The following is a 17,053-nucleotide window of genomic DNA, read 5'->3' as shown; positions in this document are numbered from 1 at the left end:
TTGGCTCAATGCTCAATATTAAATCGGCAATACGGACGAGACAATGAAACAACACGAATCAGCGGATAATTCTCAGGGGCAGCTCTATATTGTGCCCACTCCGATAGGGAATCTGTCTGATATCACGCAGCGCGCACTGGAAGTGTTGCAAGCTGTTGATTTAATTGCTGCGGAAGATACCCGCCACACCGGTTTGCTGCTGCAACATTTTGCGATTAACGCCCGCTTATTTGCGCTTCACGACCATAACGAGCAGCAAAAGGCGGAAACACTTCTCGCTAAACTGAAAGAAGGGCAAAACATCGCGCTGGTCTCCGATGCCGGCACGCCGCTGATTAACGACCCTGGCTATCATCTGGTGCGCACCTGCCGCGAAGCGAATATTCGCGTGGTGCCGCTGCCGGGTCCCTGTGCGGCCATCGCCGCCCTGAGCGCCGCCGGTCTGCCTTCCGACCGTTTCTGCTATGAAGGCTTCCTGCCGGCGAAATCGAAAGGCCGCCGCGATACCCTGAAGGCGCTGGAAGAAGAACCGCGCACTCTCATCTTCTATGAGTCAACGCACCGCCTGGTGGAGAGCCTGGAGGATATCTGCGCGGTTCTGGGCGAATCCCGTTACGTAGTGTTGGCCCGCGAGCTGACCAAAACCTGGGAGTCTATCCACGGCGCGCCGATTGGCGAGCTGGTGGCGTGGGTGAAGGAAGACGAAAACCGCCGCAAAGGCGAGATGGTGTTGATTGTCGAAGGCTTTAAGGCCCAGGAAGAGGCGCTGCCGGCAGCCGCGCTGCGTACCCTGGCGCTGCTGCAAGCGGAGCTGCCGCTGAAGAAAGCCGCCGCGCTGGCCGCGGAGATCCACGGCGTGAAGAAAAATGCGTTGTATAAGTACGCCCTGGAGCAGCAGGGGGAGTAAGCGATGAGCCGTTACCAACCGCCGTTTAGCATCACACCCACGGTCCTAAACCTTGTCGTTGAGATTGGGGAATTGCTTGGGCATTGGTCGGCGAAACGTGGACAAACATCGCCGTTGCTGCGTAAAGAAAACCGCATTCGTACTATTCAGGCGTCACTCGCGATTGAACATAATAGCCTGAGCATGGAACAGGTCACGGCGCTGCTGGAAGGCAAACGGGTTCTCGCGCCGGCTAAGGATATTCAGGAAGTGAGAAATGCCATTCGTGCTTATGAATTAATGCCCGGATGGCATGCGGCAAATATTAGGGATCTTCTGACGGCGCATAAAACACTGATGACAGGGCTGGTTGATCGTCCTGGCGCTTTACGTGGCGGAAACGTCGGCATTTATCGCGGTACGCAGGTGGTACATATGGCTCCACCTGCTGCTCAAGTCCCAAGATTGATCGCTGATTTACTCAGCTGGCTGGAACACACCGAGCTTCATCCTTTGATTGCCAGTTCAGTTTTCCACTATGAGTTTGAGTTCATTCACCCTTTCGCTGATGGCAATGGTCGGATGGGGCGTTTATGGCAGACGTTGATTCTAAGCCAGTGGCGTCAGGAATTGGCCTGGCTGCCCGTTGAAACGCTGATCCACCATCAGCAAGAACGCTATTACGACATTTTAGGTGTTTGTGACAAAACCAGTGATTGCACGCTATTCGTGACCTGGATGTTGCAAAATATCCTGGCGGCGCTGAAAGAAGGTCTGGAGACTTCATTCGTCGTGTCGGAAGAAATGTCGGAAGAAATGTCGGAAGAAATCGACGTTAAAGTAGTTCTACCGGAAAACGCAATTTTGCGTTTGCTAACCGGAAACCCGGAATTGACGGCGAGAGCGCTGGCGGAGATCTTGGGGATATCAGCACGTACGGTTGAGCGCCATCTGCAAGGGCTACAGGCGAAAGGGAGATTGATTCGCATAGGCGCTAAAAAAGGTGGAAGCTGGCTGGTTAAGTAGAACCAGCCGCCATGGTGTTCCACTCAGCGTGCAATCACACTATCTTCAGTTCCACCTTCTTGCTGCTTAACGCTGCGCGGTCATTTTCACTGATACCGTCATCGGTGATTACGCAGTCTATCTTTTCCATCGGCAGTACCTGGTTAAAGCCCCGGCGATTGAATTTGCTGGCGTCGAGCACGGCGATCACCTGATGCGCGGCGGCGGCCATCACGCTGCTGATGGAGTAACCTTCGTTAAAGGTGGTGATACCGTTGGTGGCGTCGATACCGTCGGCGCCGACAAACATCAAATCGGCGCAGATTCCCTGCAGAGAACGTTCGGCAATCGTCCCGTGCATGGAGTGCGTTTTATGCCGCACGGTGCCGCCGCAAACCACCAGGGTGATATCTTTATTTTCCGCCAGGGTAAACGCGGCGGGCAGGCTGTTGGTGATGACGGTGATATTGGTCATCCGCACCAGTGCCTCGGCAATCAGCAGGGTGGTGCTGCCGCTATCGAGGATCACCGTCATACCTTCACGGATCATGGCTACCGCGGCCTGGGCGATGCGCTTTTTGGGATCGCTGGCAAGCTGATAACGGTCTTCCAGCACCACTTCCTGATTCTCTGCGTCGGTCAGGTCGCTGCCCGCGCGGGCGGCGCCGCCGTGAAAGCGGGTTAACAGCCCTTTTTCTTCCAGTAAGCGAAGATCGGCACGGATCGTTACCTCAGAGATGCCAAAGAGATTCGAAAGGTCTAGAACCAATACGCTGCCCTGCGTATTCACCATATCGACAATTTTGTTCCTTCGTTCAAATGAGTTCATCTTGATTTGCCTGATAATTAACTCATCTCAGTGTAATCGAAGGATAACGAAAGTTGAACGATAATTTTCGAAAGGTTACATGAGCCAGCCCTCAGGGCTGGCTCATGCAGTCAGGAGAGTTTGAGCAGGATTTTACCCTGCATCGGTGCGCCGTTTAGCGCCTGAACTTCACGCGCAAAGCTCTCCGCGTCACCGCGGTGGGCTATTAGCGGTGCCAGCTGCAGGCGTTTTTCTGTCAGCAGGCGGGTGGCCGTTTGCCACTCTTCTCCTGGCCACGGACCAGAGTAATTCATCCAGCTACCGACAATATTCAACTCTTTACGCAGGATCTGCCCGAAGGTGGCGGCCGGGAGGGTTAAATCGTGATGAAGCGTGCCGACCAGCGCCAACTGCGCCCGCGGACCGGCGGCCTCAATCGCCAGCGTGACGGTCTGCGGCGTGCCGGCGGTCTCAAGGACTAACTGGTCGAACTGAATGGCTTCCAGCGCCTGCTGAATCGCCTGGCCGCTCATTTCGCGGCTGTTGAACACTCGGGTCGCGCCAAGGGCTTTGGCCAGCTCCAGTTTCTGCGGATTGATATCGATCGCCGTGACGCTGTTGGCGCCCAGTTCGCGGGCGCACTGTAATGCCAGCAGGCCAATGGTGCCCGCACCGATAATAATCACGTTTTTACCTTCGCAACCCTGCGCCAGGTGGAAGGCGTGGAGGCCAACGGTTATCGGCTCGATAAACGCGCCGTCATCAATCGGCATCTGATCCGGCAGGCGGAACAGGTTGGCGCGCTTCACCACCACATATTCGGCGTTGCCACCTTCGCTGCGTGAGCCGACAAACTGATATTGTTTACATAAAGAGAAATACTCGCGCTGGCACTGCGGACACTGAAAGCAGGGCAGCAGTGGCACGCAGGCGACGGCATCGCCGGGCTGCAGATCAGTTACCGCCGCGCCGTAGGATTCCACATAGCCGCTGAATTCGTGCCCCAGCGTAATAGGGTAGTAATGCGCGCCTTTGGCGAAAATGCGCGGGATGTCGGAGCCGCATAATCCGGAACTGACCACTTTGACCAGGACATCGTGTTCCGTTTGCAGCGTAGGGATAGGGCGTTCTTCAACGCAGACGTTCCCCTCAGCATGGATTACCACTGATTTCATAACATTCTCCAGCTATAAGATTCAGGGGAGCGACCGCTCCCCTTTTAGATCAAGACATGCCTGTACTTTGTTGTGGGGCAGCGCTTTTTTCTGCTTTTTCCACCGCGATGAAGCGACGGGCACGACGCCAGGTCAGCAGAACGCCAGTCAGATAGATAATGCCGATGACCGCGAAGCCCACCACGTTCTGCCAGGTAAAGAGCTGGATCAGCAGCCAGGTAATCGGTGAACCGCCCTGGTCCATTGAGGCCACCATACCGCCGGCTTTCAGGGCCCCGGCGTTTGCCGCCAGCTGGGTGTGCAGGCCTATGGTCTGGGTGGCGATCCATAGGGTGATACCCATAATGATGACCCCGGAAATCAATGTGCGGAACAGGTTCCCTTGATGTACCGCGACTGCCATCGCCACGAAGAAGCCGATGGTGGCCAGGTCGCCAAACGGCAGGACCTGGTTGCCAGGAACCACGACGGCGATAAGAATGGTCAGCGGGATGAAGATCAGGCTGGCGGAGACCACCGAGGTATGACCGAGCAGCAGCGCCGGGTCGAGACCAATCAGAAATTCCTGGCCGCCGAATTTGGCCTGCAGACGTTTACGCGCCTGTTTGGCTATCGGTGTGAGGCCATCCATAATCGGTTTGATCACCCGTGGCATCAGCAGCATCACCGCTGCGGTTTTCACCGCAAGCTGGAGAATGCTCTTCAGGTCGTAACCCGCCAGCGCGCCAATCACAAGGCCCATGACGAAGCCAACGGTAACCGGTTCACCGAAGGGACCGAAGCGTTTCTGGATATCATCGGCGCTAAAGTGAATACGGTTAAGACCGGGGATCTTGTCGATGATGGTATCGACAAGCACGGCAACCGGCCCTAAATACGCCGAACTGCCGTGCGGGATCGCAATACCCTCGAGGCCAAAGAAATCGCGGGTATCTTTGGCAAACCAGTCGCCCAGCTTATACACAAAGGCGGCATGCACTACCACGCCGAGAATACCTATCCAGTACGATCCGGTAGCGATATGCAGCATCGCGCCGGTAAAGGTCATATGCCAGATGTTCCAGATATCGACATTCACTACGCGGGTCATACGGGTAACCAGCATCACGATATTAACCACGATGGCCACCGGGATCGCCACCAGGGCGATTTGCGACGCCCAGGTCATCGGTGATGAACCCGGCCAACCGATATCGATCACGTGAAGATTAATCTGGAAATGCTCCGCCATCGCCTTTGCCGCCGGGCCGATGGAGTCGAGCATCAGGCCAATGACCAGGCCGATACCGACGAAACCGATCCCGATATGCAGACCAGATTTGAAACAATCCCCGAGCTTCATCCCCAGTAACTTGGAGAAAATAATGATCACGATCGGCAGCATCACCGTCGGACCGAGATCGAGGATATAACGCATGATTTCGCTAAACATGGCGTTTACTCCGCGAGGATGCCGAGGATTTTCTGTTGTAAGGCTTCAATGCCGACGCCCGAAACGAATGGCATGCCGTGTACCACCGGAATGTCGCCAAAGGTCCGCTCCACGCGCGCGGTGGTGCAGATCAGGTCCGCCCCGTCCATGTAGGTTTCGATTTCATTGACCCGGCACTGCACCAAATCCAGTTCAATATTGTGGTCTGCACACAGCTCTTTAATCTCTTCAGCCGCCATCGTGGAGGTGGCGACGGCACCGCCACAGGCGACGATAACTTTACGTTTCATAGGGTACCCCTTTTATTATCAGTATCTTATGAAGCCACGGCGTTAAGCTCAGGCTCAAGGATAAATTGCTGGAACCGCACCGGCAGCTGATCGTCGGAAGCGGCGAGCAGTGCCTCCAGCGTGTGCGGATTTTGTAGCTCACTAAATAACCGGCGCAGTAGCTTCAGCTGTGCCGCCGGGTTTTCAACAATCAGCGCGATGATGAGCGAAACGTCGATTTCGCCGTCGTCATCAGCGCGCTGAAAAGGAACCGGCGCATCCGGACGAATCAGGTAAATGGCCGGCGATTTGGCGTGGACGGCTTCACAGTGCGGGATAGCGACAGCATGCTGCTCCAGGGCGATGCCGGTGGGAAAAGTCGCTTCGCGTTCGAGCAGGGCGGCGGGATAGCTGTCGTGTACGACGCCTCGCGCCAGCATCTCTGCGCCAATGTGTTCCAGCGCCTGCTGGCTGGAACTGAAATGAATGCCGGTACGAACAAACAGTTGACTCATATATCCTCTTAACTTCAGGCGATTTCAGAAGAACAGCCGTAGCGGTAGGCACGCAGAACATCCTGGATTTTGTCGAGGATCAGCGCGTGCGGCTCGGCGTTCAGTGCATTCAGCGACAGTCGTTCAAACTGCACCGGCATATACTGGCTGATAAGCCCCAGCGGCAGCTTAGCGTCGGTCAGATTAGCGATAAGTTTCTCAACGCTCTGGCGAATACGCGGATGCGGCCAGTAATAACGGATACGGTCGGAAAGGCTGAAGTGGATATCGACCATCGCCTGGCTCCAGGTGGGGCGATAGTATTTTTTCCAGTAGCCGGGTTCGTTAAGCATCACTTCGTCGATCACCTCCATCACGCGACTGCGAGACTCCGGGGCGATCAGCTCATTTTCCATTTGGGCGAGGGCAAAGATGGCTTCACGCAGGGCAAAGGTGAGCGCCGGGCCGACTTTCAGGATGGCGAAGTGGTCGCGAACCAGCGCGCGATAAGCCTGGCGAGTTTGGTAGTCGGTGGAGTGCGCTTCGTAGACCATCGGGGTACTTTCGATCCAGGCGGAAAGCGCTTTCGCTTCCTGCGGCTGGTAATGAATGATTTGCGTATGGTCGAACTCCACCCCAGGCTGCACGACGATAGCGATAACTCGCTCCAGCGCAGCCTCGAGTCCCAGCTTACGGAAAGCAGCCTCATGGGTTTCGAGTGTCGCCGCGGCATCCTGCGCCCGGGTGACATGTACGCTGCCGATGGTGCAGGCCTCGCCGCCGGGCACCGGAACTTCGGTCCCGATGACGTAGGTCAGGTGGCGCTTTTGCTCAGCGCTGGCGGTCTCTTCAGCAGCCTGACACAGTCGAGCGGCGCGCTCAGCAACCACACCAGGATCCAAAGGCACCGGGTCGTCAGCACAGGACATTGACGCATCGAGATGGATTTTGCTAAAGCCGGCCGCGACGTAGGCCTTGATCAGGTCGACAGATTTTTCCATCGCCACGGCTGCTGGTTCATCTTGCCAGCAGTTCGGGCCCAGATGATCGCCGCCAAGAATAATGCGCTCAGCCGGGAAACCGACGGTACGCGCGATGTTGTAGACGAAGTCGCGGAAATCGGCCGGCTGCATGCCGGTGTAGCCACCAAACTGATTTACCTGGTTGGACGTCGCTTCGATCAGCACCTTGTTGTTGGTCGGCAGATCGAAACGTAACGCCGCTTCGATAACCAGCGGATGCGCTGAACACACTGAACAGATGCCGATATGTTCGCCGGACTTGTGGCGAGTGATAATATCTTTCATTTACAACCTCCGTTTTCTTTCGAATATATTCGTTATGTTTTGTTTTGGTCGCAAATGGCTTTGTTTTGAATTGTGATCTGTATCGATAAATAGTGATGTAACGCAGTGAAAGGTGTCGTCTTTCGAGACAAAAACGCCCTGACCAGGAAGGCAGGGCGTTTTTAATTGATTGAAAATTAACTAAATAGTCGGGAGAGCCAGCTGCGTTTCGTTTTGACGGCTTCCTGAGAGACCTGCTGCGGCTGGGCGGCAATTTCGCCGAGACCGGCGTTAAAAGCGTCGCCAATGGCTTTTAACGCCTGCTGCGCATCGTTGCCGCTGGCCATAAAGTGCAGACGATGACCCTGTTTGGCACCCAGCGATACGACGCGCATCAGATTTTTGGCATCCACAATCGCGGAGCGCGTATCCAGGTTTTCGACCTGGATTTGCGATCGCCACTGCTTGACGGCTTTCACCAGCACCGCGCTGGGGCGGGCATGAAGACCGTGCGGATTGCGCAGGGTAAAGGTGGCCTCTTCGTCAAAATGCGGCGCGGGTTGTGGTTCTTCGCCTGCCGGCAGAGGGATATTGCCAGCGAGAATTTCCAGCACCGCCTGAGGGGTATCGGCGCGCGTCAGCGCCTCAGGCACCCGATCGTCGCCCAGGGCATGGGTGAGCTGGCGCAAAATATCGAGATGCTCATTGTCCTGAGCCGCGATACCGACAATCAGATAGGCGGTTTGCTCCTCACCCCAGTCAACCCCCTGCGGACAAGCCAGCACCTTAACACCCGTTTTGAGCACTGCGTCGCGACTGTGCGGCGTGCCGTGGGGAATAGCGATGCCGTTGCCCAGATAGGTGCTGATTTGCCCCTCGCGCTCGCGCATGCCTTGTAGATAGGCTGCTTGCGTATGTCCGGCCTCAGTCAGGGCTGCAACGACACGTTGTAGCGCCTCGTCTTTCGTTTTGACCTGACGATCGAAACCAATATCGGCAGAAGTCAGTTGCATAGCTTGCTCCTTATTTCATGGCGCCAGCAAGGGCTGTCGCTTTGTCAGTGCGTTTCTGCCATAGCCGCCAGCATCCCAGCATAAGTGCCCCGCAGGCGGAACCGGCGAGAATGCACAGCACCCACATCAACGGTTTACTGACCAGCGGCAGGATTAAGAAGCCGCCGTGCGGTGCCGGAACCTGAATATGCAGGCTGTAGCTGAGTACCGCAGAAATTGATGAGGCGATCATCATCATCGGGATCACCCGCAGCGGATCCTTGGCGGCAAAGGGAATCGCACCTTCGGTAATGTGTGTGCAGCCGAGGATATAGTTGACCATCCCGGCGGCGCGTTCCTCCTCGCTAAAGCCTTTCGGAAAGAACGTGGTCGCCAGAGCGATGACCAGCGGCGGCGTGATGCAGGCGGCAGACACACCGGCCATAAAGAAATAGTTACCTTGCCCCAGCAGCAGCGTACCGGTGACATAGGCCGCTTTGTTGACCGGCCCGCCGAAGTCGAAGGAGCACATTGCGCCGACCACGATCCCCAGCAGGATGGGGTTGGCTTCCTGCAGAGAGCTGAGCCAGTTCATCATGCCATTGTTGATCGCTGCCACTGGCTGGCCGAGCAGGACCATCATCACGCCAATCACCAGGACGCCGATCAGCGGCATAATGAAGATCGACTTCAGCCCTTCGTACTGGCGCGGCAGACCGTCGAGCAGATGACGGATCAGCAGCATAAAATACCCGGCGGCAAAACCGGCGATGATCCCACCGAGGAACCCGGCGCCGGTGGCGTTCGCCAGCAGGCCGCCGACAAAACCGGCGACCATGCCCGGGCGGCCAGATATCGACCAGGCAATGTAGGCGGTAAACACCGGCACCATGATCGAGAACGCCTGCTGACCGACTTTCATCAGGGTGGCGGCAATCACGTTATACTGCGGTGAATTCGGATCGGCGGAGTAGATGCCCCACAGGAAAGAAACGGCGATTAAGATCCCGCCGGCGACAACGAACGGCAGCATGTTGGAAACACCGCTCATCAGATGTTTGTAAATCTGTCGGCCGAACGATTCTCGCTCATATTTCTCGGCGAGATCCGTCGTCGCGGAGTGTCCCTGGCGACGCTGCGCCTGACCGTTAACAACTTTATTAATTAATTCCGCCGGATGGTGAATGGCTTCTTTAACCGGCACCTCAATAACCGGTAAGCCATTAAAACGTTCGGCATTAACATCTTTATCGGCAGCGATAATCACACCATAAATATCCGTCAGGTCTTCCGGCGTAATGGCATTTTCTACGCCGGAAGCGCCATTGGTTTCGACTTTTATTTCAACGTTTAATTTTTTCGCTGCGGTTTTTAAGGCCTCTTCAGCCATAAATGTATGAGCAATACCTGTAGGGCAGCCGGTAACGGCAATAATTTTTTTCATAATCGGACCTTTATAATTGGACGATCTGAAGTTGTTGTAATAATTCTTGCGTACGGTTTAATTTGCCAAGCCCGGCGGAGGCGGCAACATCGGCGCCGGTGGCGCTGGCCAGCGCCAGCGCCTGAGGAATATCGCCTGCGTTAAGCCATCGGCTGAGGAACGCGCCCAGCGCGGCATCGCCGGCGCAGGCCGAGCTGACCAGTTCGATTTTCGGTGCCGAGCAGAACCACAGTTGCTCGCCGTTCGAAAAATAGAGCCCTTGTGCGCCAAGGGTCAGCAGAACATTGCGAGCCCCAAGCTGGTGGAGCGTTTGCATTGCTTCGCGTACCCGCTGGGGGCTGCTGACATCCAGACCAAAGATCTCGTTCAGCTCGTCGTCATTGGGTTTAATCAATAGCGGATGCCACTCCAAAAGCTGGCGCAGCACCGGGTGGCTGATATCTAAGATGACTTCACACCCTTTTTGCTGACACAGCACCAGAATCTCGCTATAGAACCGGCTCTCTATTCCCGGTGGCAGACTGCCGCTGATAACTAAATAATCACCAGGCGTGACGCACTGTAAATGATGAAGAATTTGTTCTTTCCCTTCATCGTTAATCCGCGCGCCGGGATTTACCAGTTTATATTCATCTCTGCCATCGTTAATAAAGATATTAATACGGGTGGGTTCAGCGACCCATGCCGGCGTGACGTTAATATGTTGTTTGCGTAGTTCCTCAACGATATAGCGGCCGGTAAAACCGCCGAATATGCCCATAACATGGGTTGGCTGCTGGTAATGATGTAATACCAGCGAGACGTTAACCCCTTTACCATTCGGGCAATATTCCGTCTGCCGGGTGCGGTTGACTGCCGCCGGCTGGAGCGGATCGCAAAAGATATTCATATCAATCGCGGTGTTCAGTGTCAGGGTGTGGATCACGACAAGGCTCCTTCGATCCGCTGATTACAGTTGTCCTTCGCAGCCACAGACGTGAATGACTTTGCGAACGACCTCTTTCATTGCCGCTTTCGCCGGTTTCATATAGTGACGAGGATCGTTGGCGCCCGGATTTTCCAGGAAGTAGGCTTTCAGTGCATCCGAGAAGGCGATTTTAAGTTCGGTGGCGACGTTGACTTTGCATACGCCCAGAGAAATGGCGTGGCGAATATCACTATCCGGCAGGCCGGAAGCGCCGTGCAGAACCAGTGGAACATCAACGCAGTCGCGAATAGCCGCCAGGCGCTCAAAATCAAGCTTCGGTTCGGCGGTGTAAAGACCGTGAGCGGTACCGATGGCGACGGCCAGCGAATCAATACCGGTACGAGCGACAAATTCACGGGCCTGTTCGGGGTTGGTATAGAGCGCATCTTTAGCATCGACCACCAGATCGTCTTCGATTCCGCCCAGACGGCCCAGCTCGGCTTCTACGCTGGCATCATAGCGGTGGCTCAACTCCACCACGCTTTTTACCAGTGCCACATTTTCCTCGAACGGTGAGTGAGAGCCATCGATCATGACCGAGCGGATCCCTGCCTGGACTTTGCGCGTGATATCAGCCAGATCCTCGTGATGATCGAGGTGCAGGGCGAGCGGGAGATCCCACTTTTTCGCCAGATCGCGGGCGATCGCCACCACGTTGCCGGTGCCGGCATAGCTGTAGGTACCGGGCGTGCCGGCAAGGATCAAGGGAGAGCGTAATTCAGCCGCCGTTTCAACGACGACCTGCATGGTTTCGAGGTTATGGATATTGAAAGCCGGCACGGCATAACCCTGTCGTTGAGCTTTTAACAGCATGTTTTTACTGGAAATGATGTACATTTTAGTCCTCTTTTCAATTTGTAAGTTATTTACATTAAATAACCTTCAATTTGAAAGTAATGTAACGATCGTCTCGACTTTTAGGTGTGATCCACCGCACACAATGATGAATTGATTTTTAAAATGAAAGTTAATAATATTTTTAATGTTTCTTTTTTAAAGTTTTAGCAGGGAAGTGCTTTCTTTGTAACTATATGATTAATATTGATTAATTTATTTATGGCAAGATGGAAGTTCAGCCGCGGTTTGACATTACGATAGGGAAATTTAAAAATGAAAGTTATTCCAGGAGAAAATAATAAGGCATAAACCGTGGCAAAACCGTCAACCAGCCTGCTGAAAAGGCGCTTGGACATCGCAGAGATCGTTCGTAAGAACGGCGAGATCAAAGTCGACGATCTGGCCGAAATGCTGGCTGTTTCCGGAGTGACAATCCGTAACGATCTCAACTACCTCGAGCAGCAGGGCTACTTAAAACGCTCCTTCGGCGGGGCGATTTATACCGCCCAGGCTGGCGCGCCGGTTGCGGTGATGCGGGAAGCACCAGCCGTCAGGGATAAAGCGCTGGAGACGGAAATGGCTCGCCAGGTGGCGGCGCAGATAGAAGATGGCGAAACGCTATTTTTAGGCCAAGGTTCCATTTTGCGTAAAGTGATCCCCTTTCTGGCCAACAGAGAAGAACTTTGCCTGCTGTTAAACGATCTGGGCCATGTCGCGCTGGCGCAGGAGTTTTTAAATGGGGAAACCGTTCTGCTTGGTGGGGTGCTGTCCGGGCAGGGGCGGATTGTGGAGGGCGATCTGGCGCTGAAAGCGTTAGGTCATTACCGGCCATCACATGCGCTGATTGCGGTGGATCATATTGCCGAAGACGGTACGCTGAGCGTGCGTAACGAGGCCACAGCACATCTACTGAATGAGGCTGTGGCGCAGAGCGAAAGAGTTATCGCGATTGTTGCGTCCAGACCGGTCTACGGTGAGAAACGTTATGCTGTCGGTGAATTGCAACAGATCAGCAGCGTGGTGACCCCGCAGGTCGTCGCGGCAGAGTACCATGCCTGCTTCCTCGCTGCGGGTTTGACCAACAGCTATACCAACAATGAATGCCTGACATGGCTCAACACGGCTTTGCATAAGACAAACCAGGAGCGGTGATGAACGTAACCATTTGCACCATCGGCGAACTGCTGGTGGAGTTTCTCGCCAAGGAAGAGAATCAGGGTTTTTCCCGCCCCGGTGAATTTTGGGGGCCCTATCCGAGCGGGGCGCCGGCAATCTTTGCCGATCAGGTAGCTAAGCTGGGTTTTGGTTCTGTGCTGTTTAGCTGCGTGGGCAGCGACGCATTTGGTGAGATGAACATTGCGCGGCTGGAGAAAGACGGCGTTAACGTCAACGGTATCGCCATGCTGCAGAAAGCGACCACCGGTAGCGCCTTCGTCAGCTATCGTAGCCAGGCGCAGCGCGATTTTATTTTTAATATGCCTAACAGCGCCTGCGGTTTGCTGACTGCCGACCACATTGATGAGGCGCTGCTAAATCAGTGTCAGCATTTTCATATTATGGGATCGTCGCTGTTCTCGTTCCGTATTATCGATGCGATGCGTAAAGCGATTGAAAACATTAAAGGCCGCAACGGTACGGTGTCGTTCGACCCAAACATTCGCAAAGAGATGCTGAACATTCCCGAGATGTCGCAGGCGTTTGAATACATTCTCGATTACACCGATATTTTCCTGCCGAGCGACGGTGAGCTGGATTATTTTGGCCTCAATCCGGAGCGCAATGAGCAGATCCTGGTTGATAAGCTATTGAAACGCGGCGTGAAGCATGTGGTGATTAAACGTGGGCCGCGTGGCGCCAGCTACTTTAGCGCCAACGAGACACACCATGTCGCCGGCTTCAACGTGCCGGTGGTGGATCCGACTGGTGCCGGGGATTGCTTTGGCGCCACCTTTGTCAGCCTGTTCCTCAATGGCGCCACGCCGCAGGAGGCGCTGAGATGGGCAAACGCCAGCGGCTCGTTGGCGATTAGCCAACGCGGCCCCATGGAAGGCACCTCGACGCAGGCGCAGATCCGCGCTTTCCTTGCCGCACAGCATCCCTAACCAACAAGCCCGGATTAATCCGGGCTAAAAGTGGTTAAATTCTTACGCTCTCGATCAGGTCACCGGCGCCGGGTTAAACACCGCCAGTTGGTTATGCAAGCCCCACTGATCGGAGAAGGTTTTCTTGCGTCCGCTGGCGACGTCGAGAATAAATTCGAACAGCTTCCGCCCGACATCCTCAATCGTCTCTTCGCCAGTGGCGATGGTCCCGGCGTTAATGTCCATTAAATCATACCAGCGGTTGGCCAGCTCGGTACGGGTCGCCATTTTTATTACGGGTACCGCCATCAGGCCATACGGCGTGCCGCGACCGGTGGTGAACACCTGCACGGTAATGCCAGAGGCGACCTGCTGGGTGCCGCAGACAAAATCGCTGGCGGGGGTAGCGGCATAAATCAGGCCGCGTTTGGTCGGGCGCTGGCCTGGAGAGAGCACCTCGACGATGGCGCTTTTCCCTGATTTAGCAATAGAACCCAGCGCTTTTTCCACCACGTTAGCCAGGCCGCCTTTTTTGTTGCCGGGGGAGGGGTTGGCGCTGCGGTCGGTTTTGCCCATGTCGAGATAGTTATCGTACCAGGCCATCTCTTCCAGCAGGCGTTTGCCGACCTCTTCGTTAATCGCCCGCGGGGTTAACAGATGGATGGCGTCGCGGACTTCGGTCACTTCCGAGAACATCACCGTCGCGCCGCAGCGCACCAGCAGGTCGGATGCATAACCCACCGCCGGGTTGGCGGTCACACCGGAGAAGGCGTCGCTGCCGCCGCACTGCATGCCGACCACCAGCTCTGAAGCCGGACAGGTTTCCCGCTGGCGCTGGTTCAGTTTCACCAGGTGGCGCTCGGCGACCTGCAGAATGTCATCGACCATCGATTTAAAACCAACATGCTTTTCATCCTGCAGGCTGACGATGCTGGCGCTGTCCACCGGGATACTTTTGACGTCTTCCGTGCCCTGCAGCAGGCGTTCCGGCTGCAGCTTTTCACAGCCGAGGCCAATGACCATCACCTCGCCGCCGAAATTCGGGTTGAGGGCGATATTGTGGATAGTGCGAATTGGCACTACCGCCGCCGGTGCATTAATCGCCACGCCGCAACCGTAGAGGTGGTTCAGGCCTACCACGCCGTCGACGTTGGGGTATTTCGGCAGCAGGTCGCGTTCAATGATTTTCACCACATAATCAACCACGCCCGCAACACAGTGCACGCTGGTGGTGATGCCCAGCAGGTTCTTGGTGCCCACGCTGCCATCGGCATTGCGGTACCCTTCAAAGGTATAGCCTTCCAGCGGCGGTAGGGGTTCAGGCACTTTGGTCGCCAGCGGCAGGGTGTTCAACGGCGGGGCGGTGGGCAGTTCCACCAGCGATTCGTCAATCCAGCTTCCCTGTGGGATGTCGCGCACGGCGAAGCCAATCACTTCTCCGTAGCGGATGATTTCACCGCGGGCAGGGATATCCACCAGGGCTACTTTATGACCCTGTGGGATGTGTTCGACGAGCGTCAGGCCGTCCGGGAAACGTGTTCCGGCGGTCAATCCCCGATCGTTAACAATAATCGCCACGTTATCTGTCGGGTCAACTTTAATATAAAACGCGGTTGGCGATTGTTGTCGAATTGCAATGTCAGCCATTGTCCAGTCATCTCCAAACAGGTGCTAATAATAAAATAAAACGCTAATTCATTTACTACGTATCAGTATGATGGAATAAAGGATGTCAGCTGTATTGATTTTAAAATGTGATCTACATCACTCCTTGCTGAGGTGGTAACCCCAGCAGGGCAGGCAATCGTAAGAACTGTGGATTAGCGCCCATGGCTTATGGCATAAGCCTAATTTTAGCGTTAAATAATGACTTTATATTGTGGTTATGCATAGTGTCTGGCGGAGGCGTGCTGATTATACTGAGTCATGTTTTTGAGGTATTCGATATGCGAATAGATAGCTTCAATATCGTCTTTTAAATAAATAAGAAACCGCTTAAAGAAATTATAAAAGGTGTTCTGTGCCTGAGGAATGTCTAAATGATTCTGGATTCTACATTAGATGAGAAAAAAGGAATACCGACCCGCTATTTAATTCTATTGATGATATTTGTCGTGACGGCGGTGAACTATGGCGACCGCGCGACGTTGTCTATCGCCGGTACTGAAGTCGCGAAAGAGCTGGGGCTCAGCGCGGTGTCGATGGGATACATTTTTTCCGCCTTCGGCTGGGCTTATCTGCTGATGCAGATCCCTGGTGGTTGGCTGCTGGATAAATTTGGATCGAAGAAGGTTTACTCATACAGCCTGTTTTTCTGGTCGCTGTTTACCTTCCTGCAGGGCTTTATTGATGTGTTCCCGCTCGCCTGGGCTGGGGTCTCCATGTTCTTTATGCGTTTTATGCTGGGCTTTTCCGAAGCGCCCTCGTTTCCCGCCAACGCCCGCATTGTGGCGGCCTGGTTTCCGGCCAAAGAGCGGGGCACCGCTTCGGCTATTTTTAATGCGGCGCAATATTTTTCGCTGGCGTTATTCTCGCCGCTACTCGGCTGGCTGACCTTCGCGCTGGGTTGGGAGCATGTCTTTACCGTGATGGGGATAATAGGGTTTGTGCTCACCGTCATCTGGGTGAAGTTTGTGCATAACCCCACCGATCATCCGCGAATGTCCGCGGCGGAGCTGAAGTATATCTCTGAAGGCGGCGCGGTGGTCGATATGGACCACAAAAAAGAGACGACCCAGGCGGCCGGGCCGAAGATGGATTATATCCGTCAGTTGCTGACCAACCGAATGATGTTAGGCGTATTTTTCGGTCAGTATTTCCTCAACACCATTACCTGGTTCTTCCTGACGTGGTTTCCGATCTACCTCGTGCAGGACAAGGGAATGTCAATTCTGAAAGTCGGCTTCGTGGCTTCAATTCCGGCGCTGTTTGGTTTTGCCGGCGGCGTACTGGGCGGGCTGTTTTCGGATTATCTGATTGGCCGCGGCTGTACGCTGACTTTTGCGCGTAAGTTACCGATAGTACTCGGAATGCTGCTGGCATCGTCCATTATTCTGTGTAACTACACGGCCAGCACGCCGCTGGTTATTACGCTGATGGCGCTGGCGTTCTTTGGTAAAGGCTTTGGCGCGCTGGGCTGGCCGGTTATCTCGGATGTTGCGCCGAAAGAGATTGTTGGCCTGTGCGGCGGGGTATTCAACGTCTTTGGCAATGTGGCCTCGATCGCCACGCCGCTGGTTATTGGCTACATCGTAAGCGAACTGCACTCATTCAATGGCGCACTGATTTTTGTTGGCGGCTCCGCGCTGATGATGATGGTCTGCTACCTGTTTGTGGTTGGCGATATCAAACGTATGGAATTGCAGAAGTAAGCAACG

Annotated in this window: 16 protein-coding genes; 5 read left to right on the top strand and 11 right to left on the bottom strand. The window is 54.8% G+C overall.

Annotation, left to right across the window (positions count from 1 at the left end):
- Window positions 1-43 precede the first annotated feature (43 nt).
- Both rsmI and HMPREF3142_RS12425 read left to right on the top strand, forming a co-directional pair.
- On the top strand, window positions 44-907 hold the full coding sequence (gene rsmI, locus HMPREF3142_RS12430) for a 16S rRNA (cytidine(1402)-2'-O)-methyltransferase (protein WP_004144878.1): 864 nt from the start codon (window positions 44-46) through the stop codon (window positions 905-907).
- Between the two features lie 114 nt (window positions 908-1,021).
- Entirely contained in the window at window positions 1,022-1,912 is an 891-nt protein-coding gene (locus tag HMPREF3142_RS12425) for a Fic family protein (protein ID WP_165453583.1), read from the top strand.
- Between the two features lie 34 nt (window positions 1,913-1,946).
- On the opposite strand, the gene HMPREF3142_RS12420 is transcribed toward HMPREF3142_RS12425, so the two are convergent.
- The 10 genes from HMPREF3142_RS12420 to HMPREF3142_RS12375 all read right to left on the bottom strand — a co-directional run bounded on the left by HMPREF3142_RS12420 (window position 1,947) and on the right by HMPREF3142_RS12375 (window position 11,595).
- On the bottom strand, window positions 1,947-2,720 hold the full coding sequence (locus tag HMPREF3142_RS12420) for a DeoR/GlpR family DNA-binding transcription regulator (protein WP_008806611.1): 774 nt from the start codon (window positions 2,718-2,720) through the stop codon (window positions 1,947-1,949).
- A 110-nt stretch (window positions 2,721-2,830) separates the two neighbouring features.
- Window positions 2,831-3,874 (bottom strand): galactitol-1-phosphate 5-dehydrogenase, encoded by a 1,044-nt coding sequence (gatD, locus tag HMPREF3142_RS12415; RefSeq protein WP_064324050.1) that lies wholly within the window; start codon window positions 3,872-3,874, stop codon window positions 2,831-2,833.
- Between the two features lie 49 nt (window positions 3,875-3,923).
- Complete coding sequence (locus tag HMPREF3142_RS12410; RefSeq protein WP_008806609.1) at window positions 3,924-5,306, bottom strand: galactitol-specific PTS transporter subunit IIC; 1,383 nt, start codon at window positions 5,304-5,306, stop codon at window positions 3,924-3,926.
- Window positions 5,307-5,311: 5 nt separating this feature from the next.
- A complete protein-coding gene (gene gatB / locus HMPREF3142_RS12405; protein WP_002918119.1) occupies window positions 5,312-5,596 on the bottom strand; it encodes a PTS galactitol transporter subunit IIB in 285 nt (94 codons plus the stop codon).
- 26 nt (window positions 5,597-5,622) lie between these two features.
- Entirely contained in the window at window positions 5,623-6,090 is a 468-nt protein-coding gene (gene gatA / locus HMPREF3142_RS12400) for a PTS galactitol transporter subunit IIA (protein WP_008806608.1), read from the bottom strand.
- 14 nt (window positions 6,091-6,104) lie between these two features.
- Window positions 6,105-7,376 (bottom strand): tagatose-bisphosphate aldolase subunit GatZ, encoded by a 1,272-nt coding sequence (gatZ, locus tag HMPREF3142_RS12395; protein WP_070612107.1) that lies wholly within the window; start codon window positions 7,374-7,376, stop codon window positions 6,105-6,107.
- A gap of 176 nt (window positions 7,377-7,552) precedes the next feature.
- Window positions 7,553-8,368 (bottom strand): HPr family phosphocarrier protein, encoded by an 816-nt coding sequence (locus HMPREF3142_RS12390; RefSeq protein ID WP_070612106.1) that lies wholly within the window; start codon window positions 8,366-8,368, stop codon window positions 7,553-7,555.
- Window positions 8,369-8,378: 10 nt separating this feature from the next.
- Window positions 8,379-9,791, bottom strand: coding sequence for a PTS fructose transporter subunit IIC (locus tag HMPREF3142_RS12385; RefSeq protein WP_070612105.1), 1,413 nt, complete (start codon window positions 9,789-9,791; stop codon window positions 8,379-8,381).
- A 10-nt stretch (window positions 9,792-9,801) separates the two neighbouring features.
- Window positions 9,802-10,716, bottom strand: a complete 915-nt coding sequence (pfkB, locus tag HMPREF3142_RS12380; RefSeq protein WP_008806604.1) for a 1-phosphofructokinase — start codon at window positions 10,714-10,716, stop codon at window positions 9,802-9,804.
- Between the two features lie 24 nt (window positions 10,717-10,740).
- The gene (locus tag HMPREF3142_RS12375) at window positions 10,741-11,595 is read right to left on the bottom strand and encodes a tagatose bisphosphate family class II aldolase (protein WP_012967180.1); all 855 of its coding nucleotides are present in this window, start codon (window positions 11,593-11,595) and stop codon (window positions 10,741-10,743) included.
- A gap of 348 nt (window positions 11,596-11,943) precedes the next feature.
- Here HMPREF3142_RS12375 and HMPREF3142_RS12370 point away from each other — a divergent pair, with 348 nt between their 5' ends.
- Together HMPREF3142_RS12370 and HMPREF3142_RS12365 are read left to right on the top strand one after the other, a co-directional pair.
- On the top strand, window positions 11,944-12,747 hold the full coding sequence (locus tag HMPREF3142_RS12370) for a DeoR/GlpR family DNA-binding transcription regulator (RefSeq protein ID WP_008806602.1): 804 nt from the start codon (window positions 11,944-11,946) through the stop codon (window positions 12,745-12,747).
- Window positions 12,747-13,697 (top strand): sugar kinase, encoded by a 951-nt coding sequence (locus HMPREF3142_RS12365; protein WP_070612104.1) that lies wholly within the window; start codon window positions 12,747-12,749, stop codon window positions 13,695-13,697. Before HMPREF3142_RS12370 ends, HMPREF3142_RS12365 begins: the two co-directional genes overlap by 1 nt.
- A gap of 54 nt (window positions 13,698-13,751) precedes the next feature.
- Here HMPREF3142_RS12365 and garD read toward each other — a convergent pair whose 3' ends face one another.
- The gene (gene garD / locus HMPREF3142_RS12360; RefSeq protein WP_012967183.1) at window positions 13,752-15,323 is read right to left on the bottom strand and encodes a galactarate dehydratase; all 1,572 of its coding nucleotides are present in this window, start codon (window positions 15,321-15,323) and stop codon (window positions 13,752-13,754) included.
- 392 nt (window positions 15,324-15,715) lie between these two features.
- Here garD and HMPREF3142_RS12355 point away from each other — a divergent pair, with 392 nt between their 5' ends.
- Window positions 15,716-17,047, top strand: coding sequence for an MFS transporter (locus HMPREF3142_RS12355; protein WP_008806599.1), 1,332 nt, complete (start codon window positions 15,716-15,718; stop codon window positions 17,045-17,047).
- The last annotated feature ends 6 nt before the right edge of the window (window positions 17,048-17,053 follow it).

This window comes from Klebsiella sp. HMSC16C06, from assembly GCF_001808325.1.
GTDB classification, from domain to species: domain Bacteria; phylum Pseudomonadota; class Gammaproteobacteria; order Enterobacterales; family Enterobacteriaceae; genus Klebsiella; species Klebsiella variicola.
This window is presented reverse-complemented; position numbering and strand designations above follow the sequence as displayed.

What these genes read in the sequence shown, in the direction of transcription:
- rsmI (WP_004144878.1), top strand. Translation starts at nt 44, where the DNA reads ATGAAACAACACGAATCAGCGGATAATTCTCAGGGGCAGCTCTATATT.
- gatZ (WP_070612107.1), bottom strand. Translation starts at nt 7,376, where the DNA reads ATGAAAGATATTATCACTCGCCACAAGTCCGGCGAACATATCGGCATC.
- HMPREF3142_RS12365 (WP_070612104.1), top strand. Translation starts at nt 12,747, where the DNA reads ATGAACGTAACCATTTGCACCATCGGCGAACTGCTGGTGGAGTTTCTC.
- gatA (WP_008806608.1), bottom strand. Translation starts at nt 6,090, where the DNA reads ATGAGTCAACTGTTTGTTCGTACCGGCATTCATTTCAGTTCCAGCCAG.
- gatB (WP_002918119.1), bottom strand. Translation starts at nt 5,596, where the DNA reads ATGAAACGTAAAGTTATCGTCGCCTGTGGCGGTGCCGTCGCCACCTCC.
- HMPREF3142_RS12410 (WP_008806609.1), bottom strand. Translation starts at nt 5,306, where the DNA reads ATGTTTAGCGAAATCATGCGTTATATCCTCGATCTCGGTCCGACGGTG.
- HMPREF3142_RS12355 (WP_008806599.1), top strand. Translation starts at nt 15,716, where the DNA reads ATGATTCTGGATTCTACATTAGATGAGAAAAAAGGAATACCGACCCGC.
- HMPREF3142_RS12420 (WP_008806611.1), bottom strand. Translation starts at nt 2,720, where the DNA reads ATGAACTCATTTGAACGAAGGAACAAAATTGTCGATATGGTGAATACG.
- gatD (WP_064324050.1), bottom strand. Translation starts at nt 3,874, where the DNA reads ATGAAATCAGTGGTAATCCATGCTGAGGGGAACGTCTGCGTTGAAGAA.
- HMPREF3142_RS12375 (WP_012967180.1), bottom strand. Translation starts at nt 11,595, where the DNA reads ATGTACATCATTTCCAGTAAAAACATGCTGTTAAAAGCTCAACGACAG.
- garD (WP_012967183.1), bottom strand. Translation starts at nt 15,323, where the DNA reads ATGGCTGACATTGCAATTCGACAACAATCGCCAACCGCGTTTTATATT.
- HMPREF3142_RS12385 (WP_070612105.1), bottom strand. Translation starts at nt 9,791, where the DNA reads ATGAAAAAAATTATTGCCGTTACCGGCTGCCCTACAGGTATTGCTCAT.
- HMPREF3142_RS12390 (WP_070612106.1), bottom strand. Translation starts at nt 8,368, where the DNA reads ATGCAACTGACTTCTGCCGATATTGGTTTCGATCGTCAGGTCAAAACG.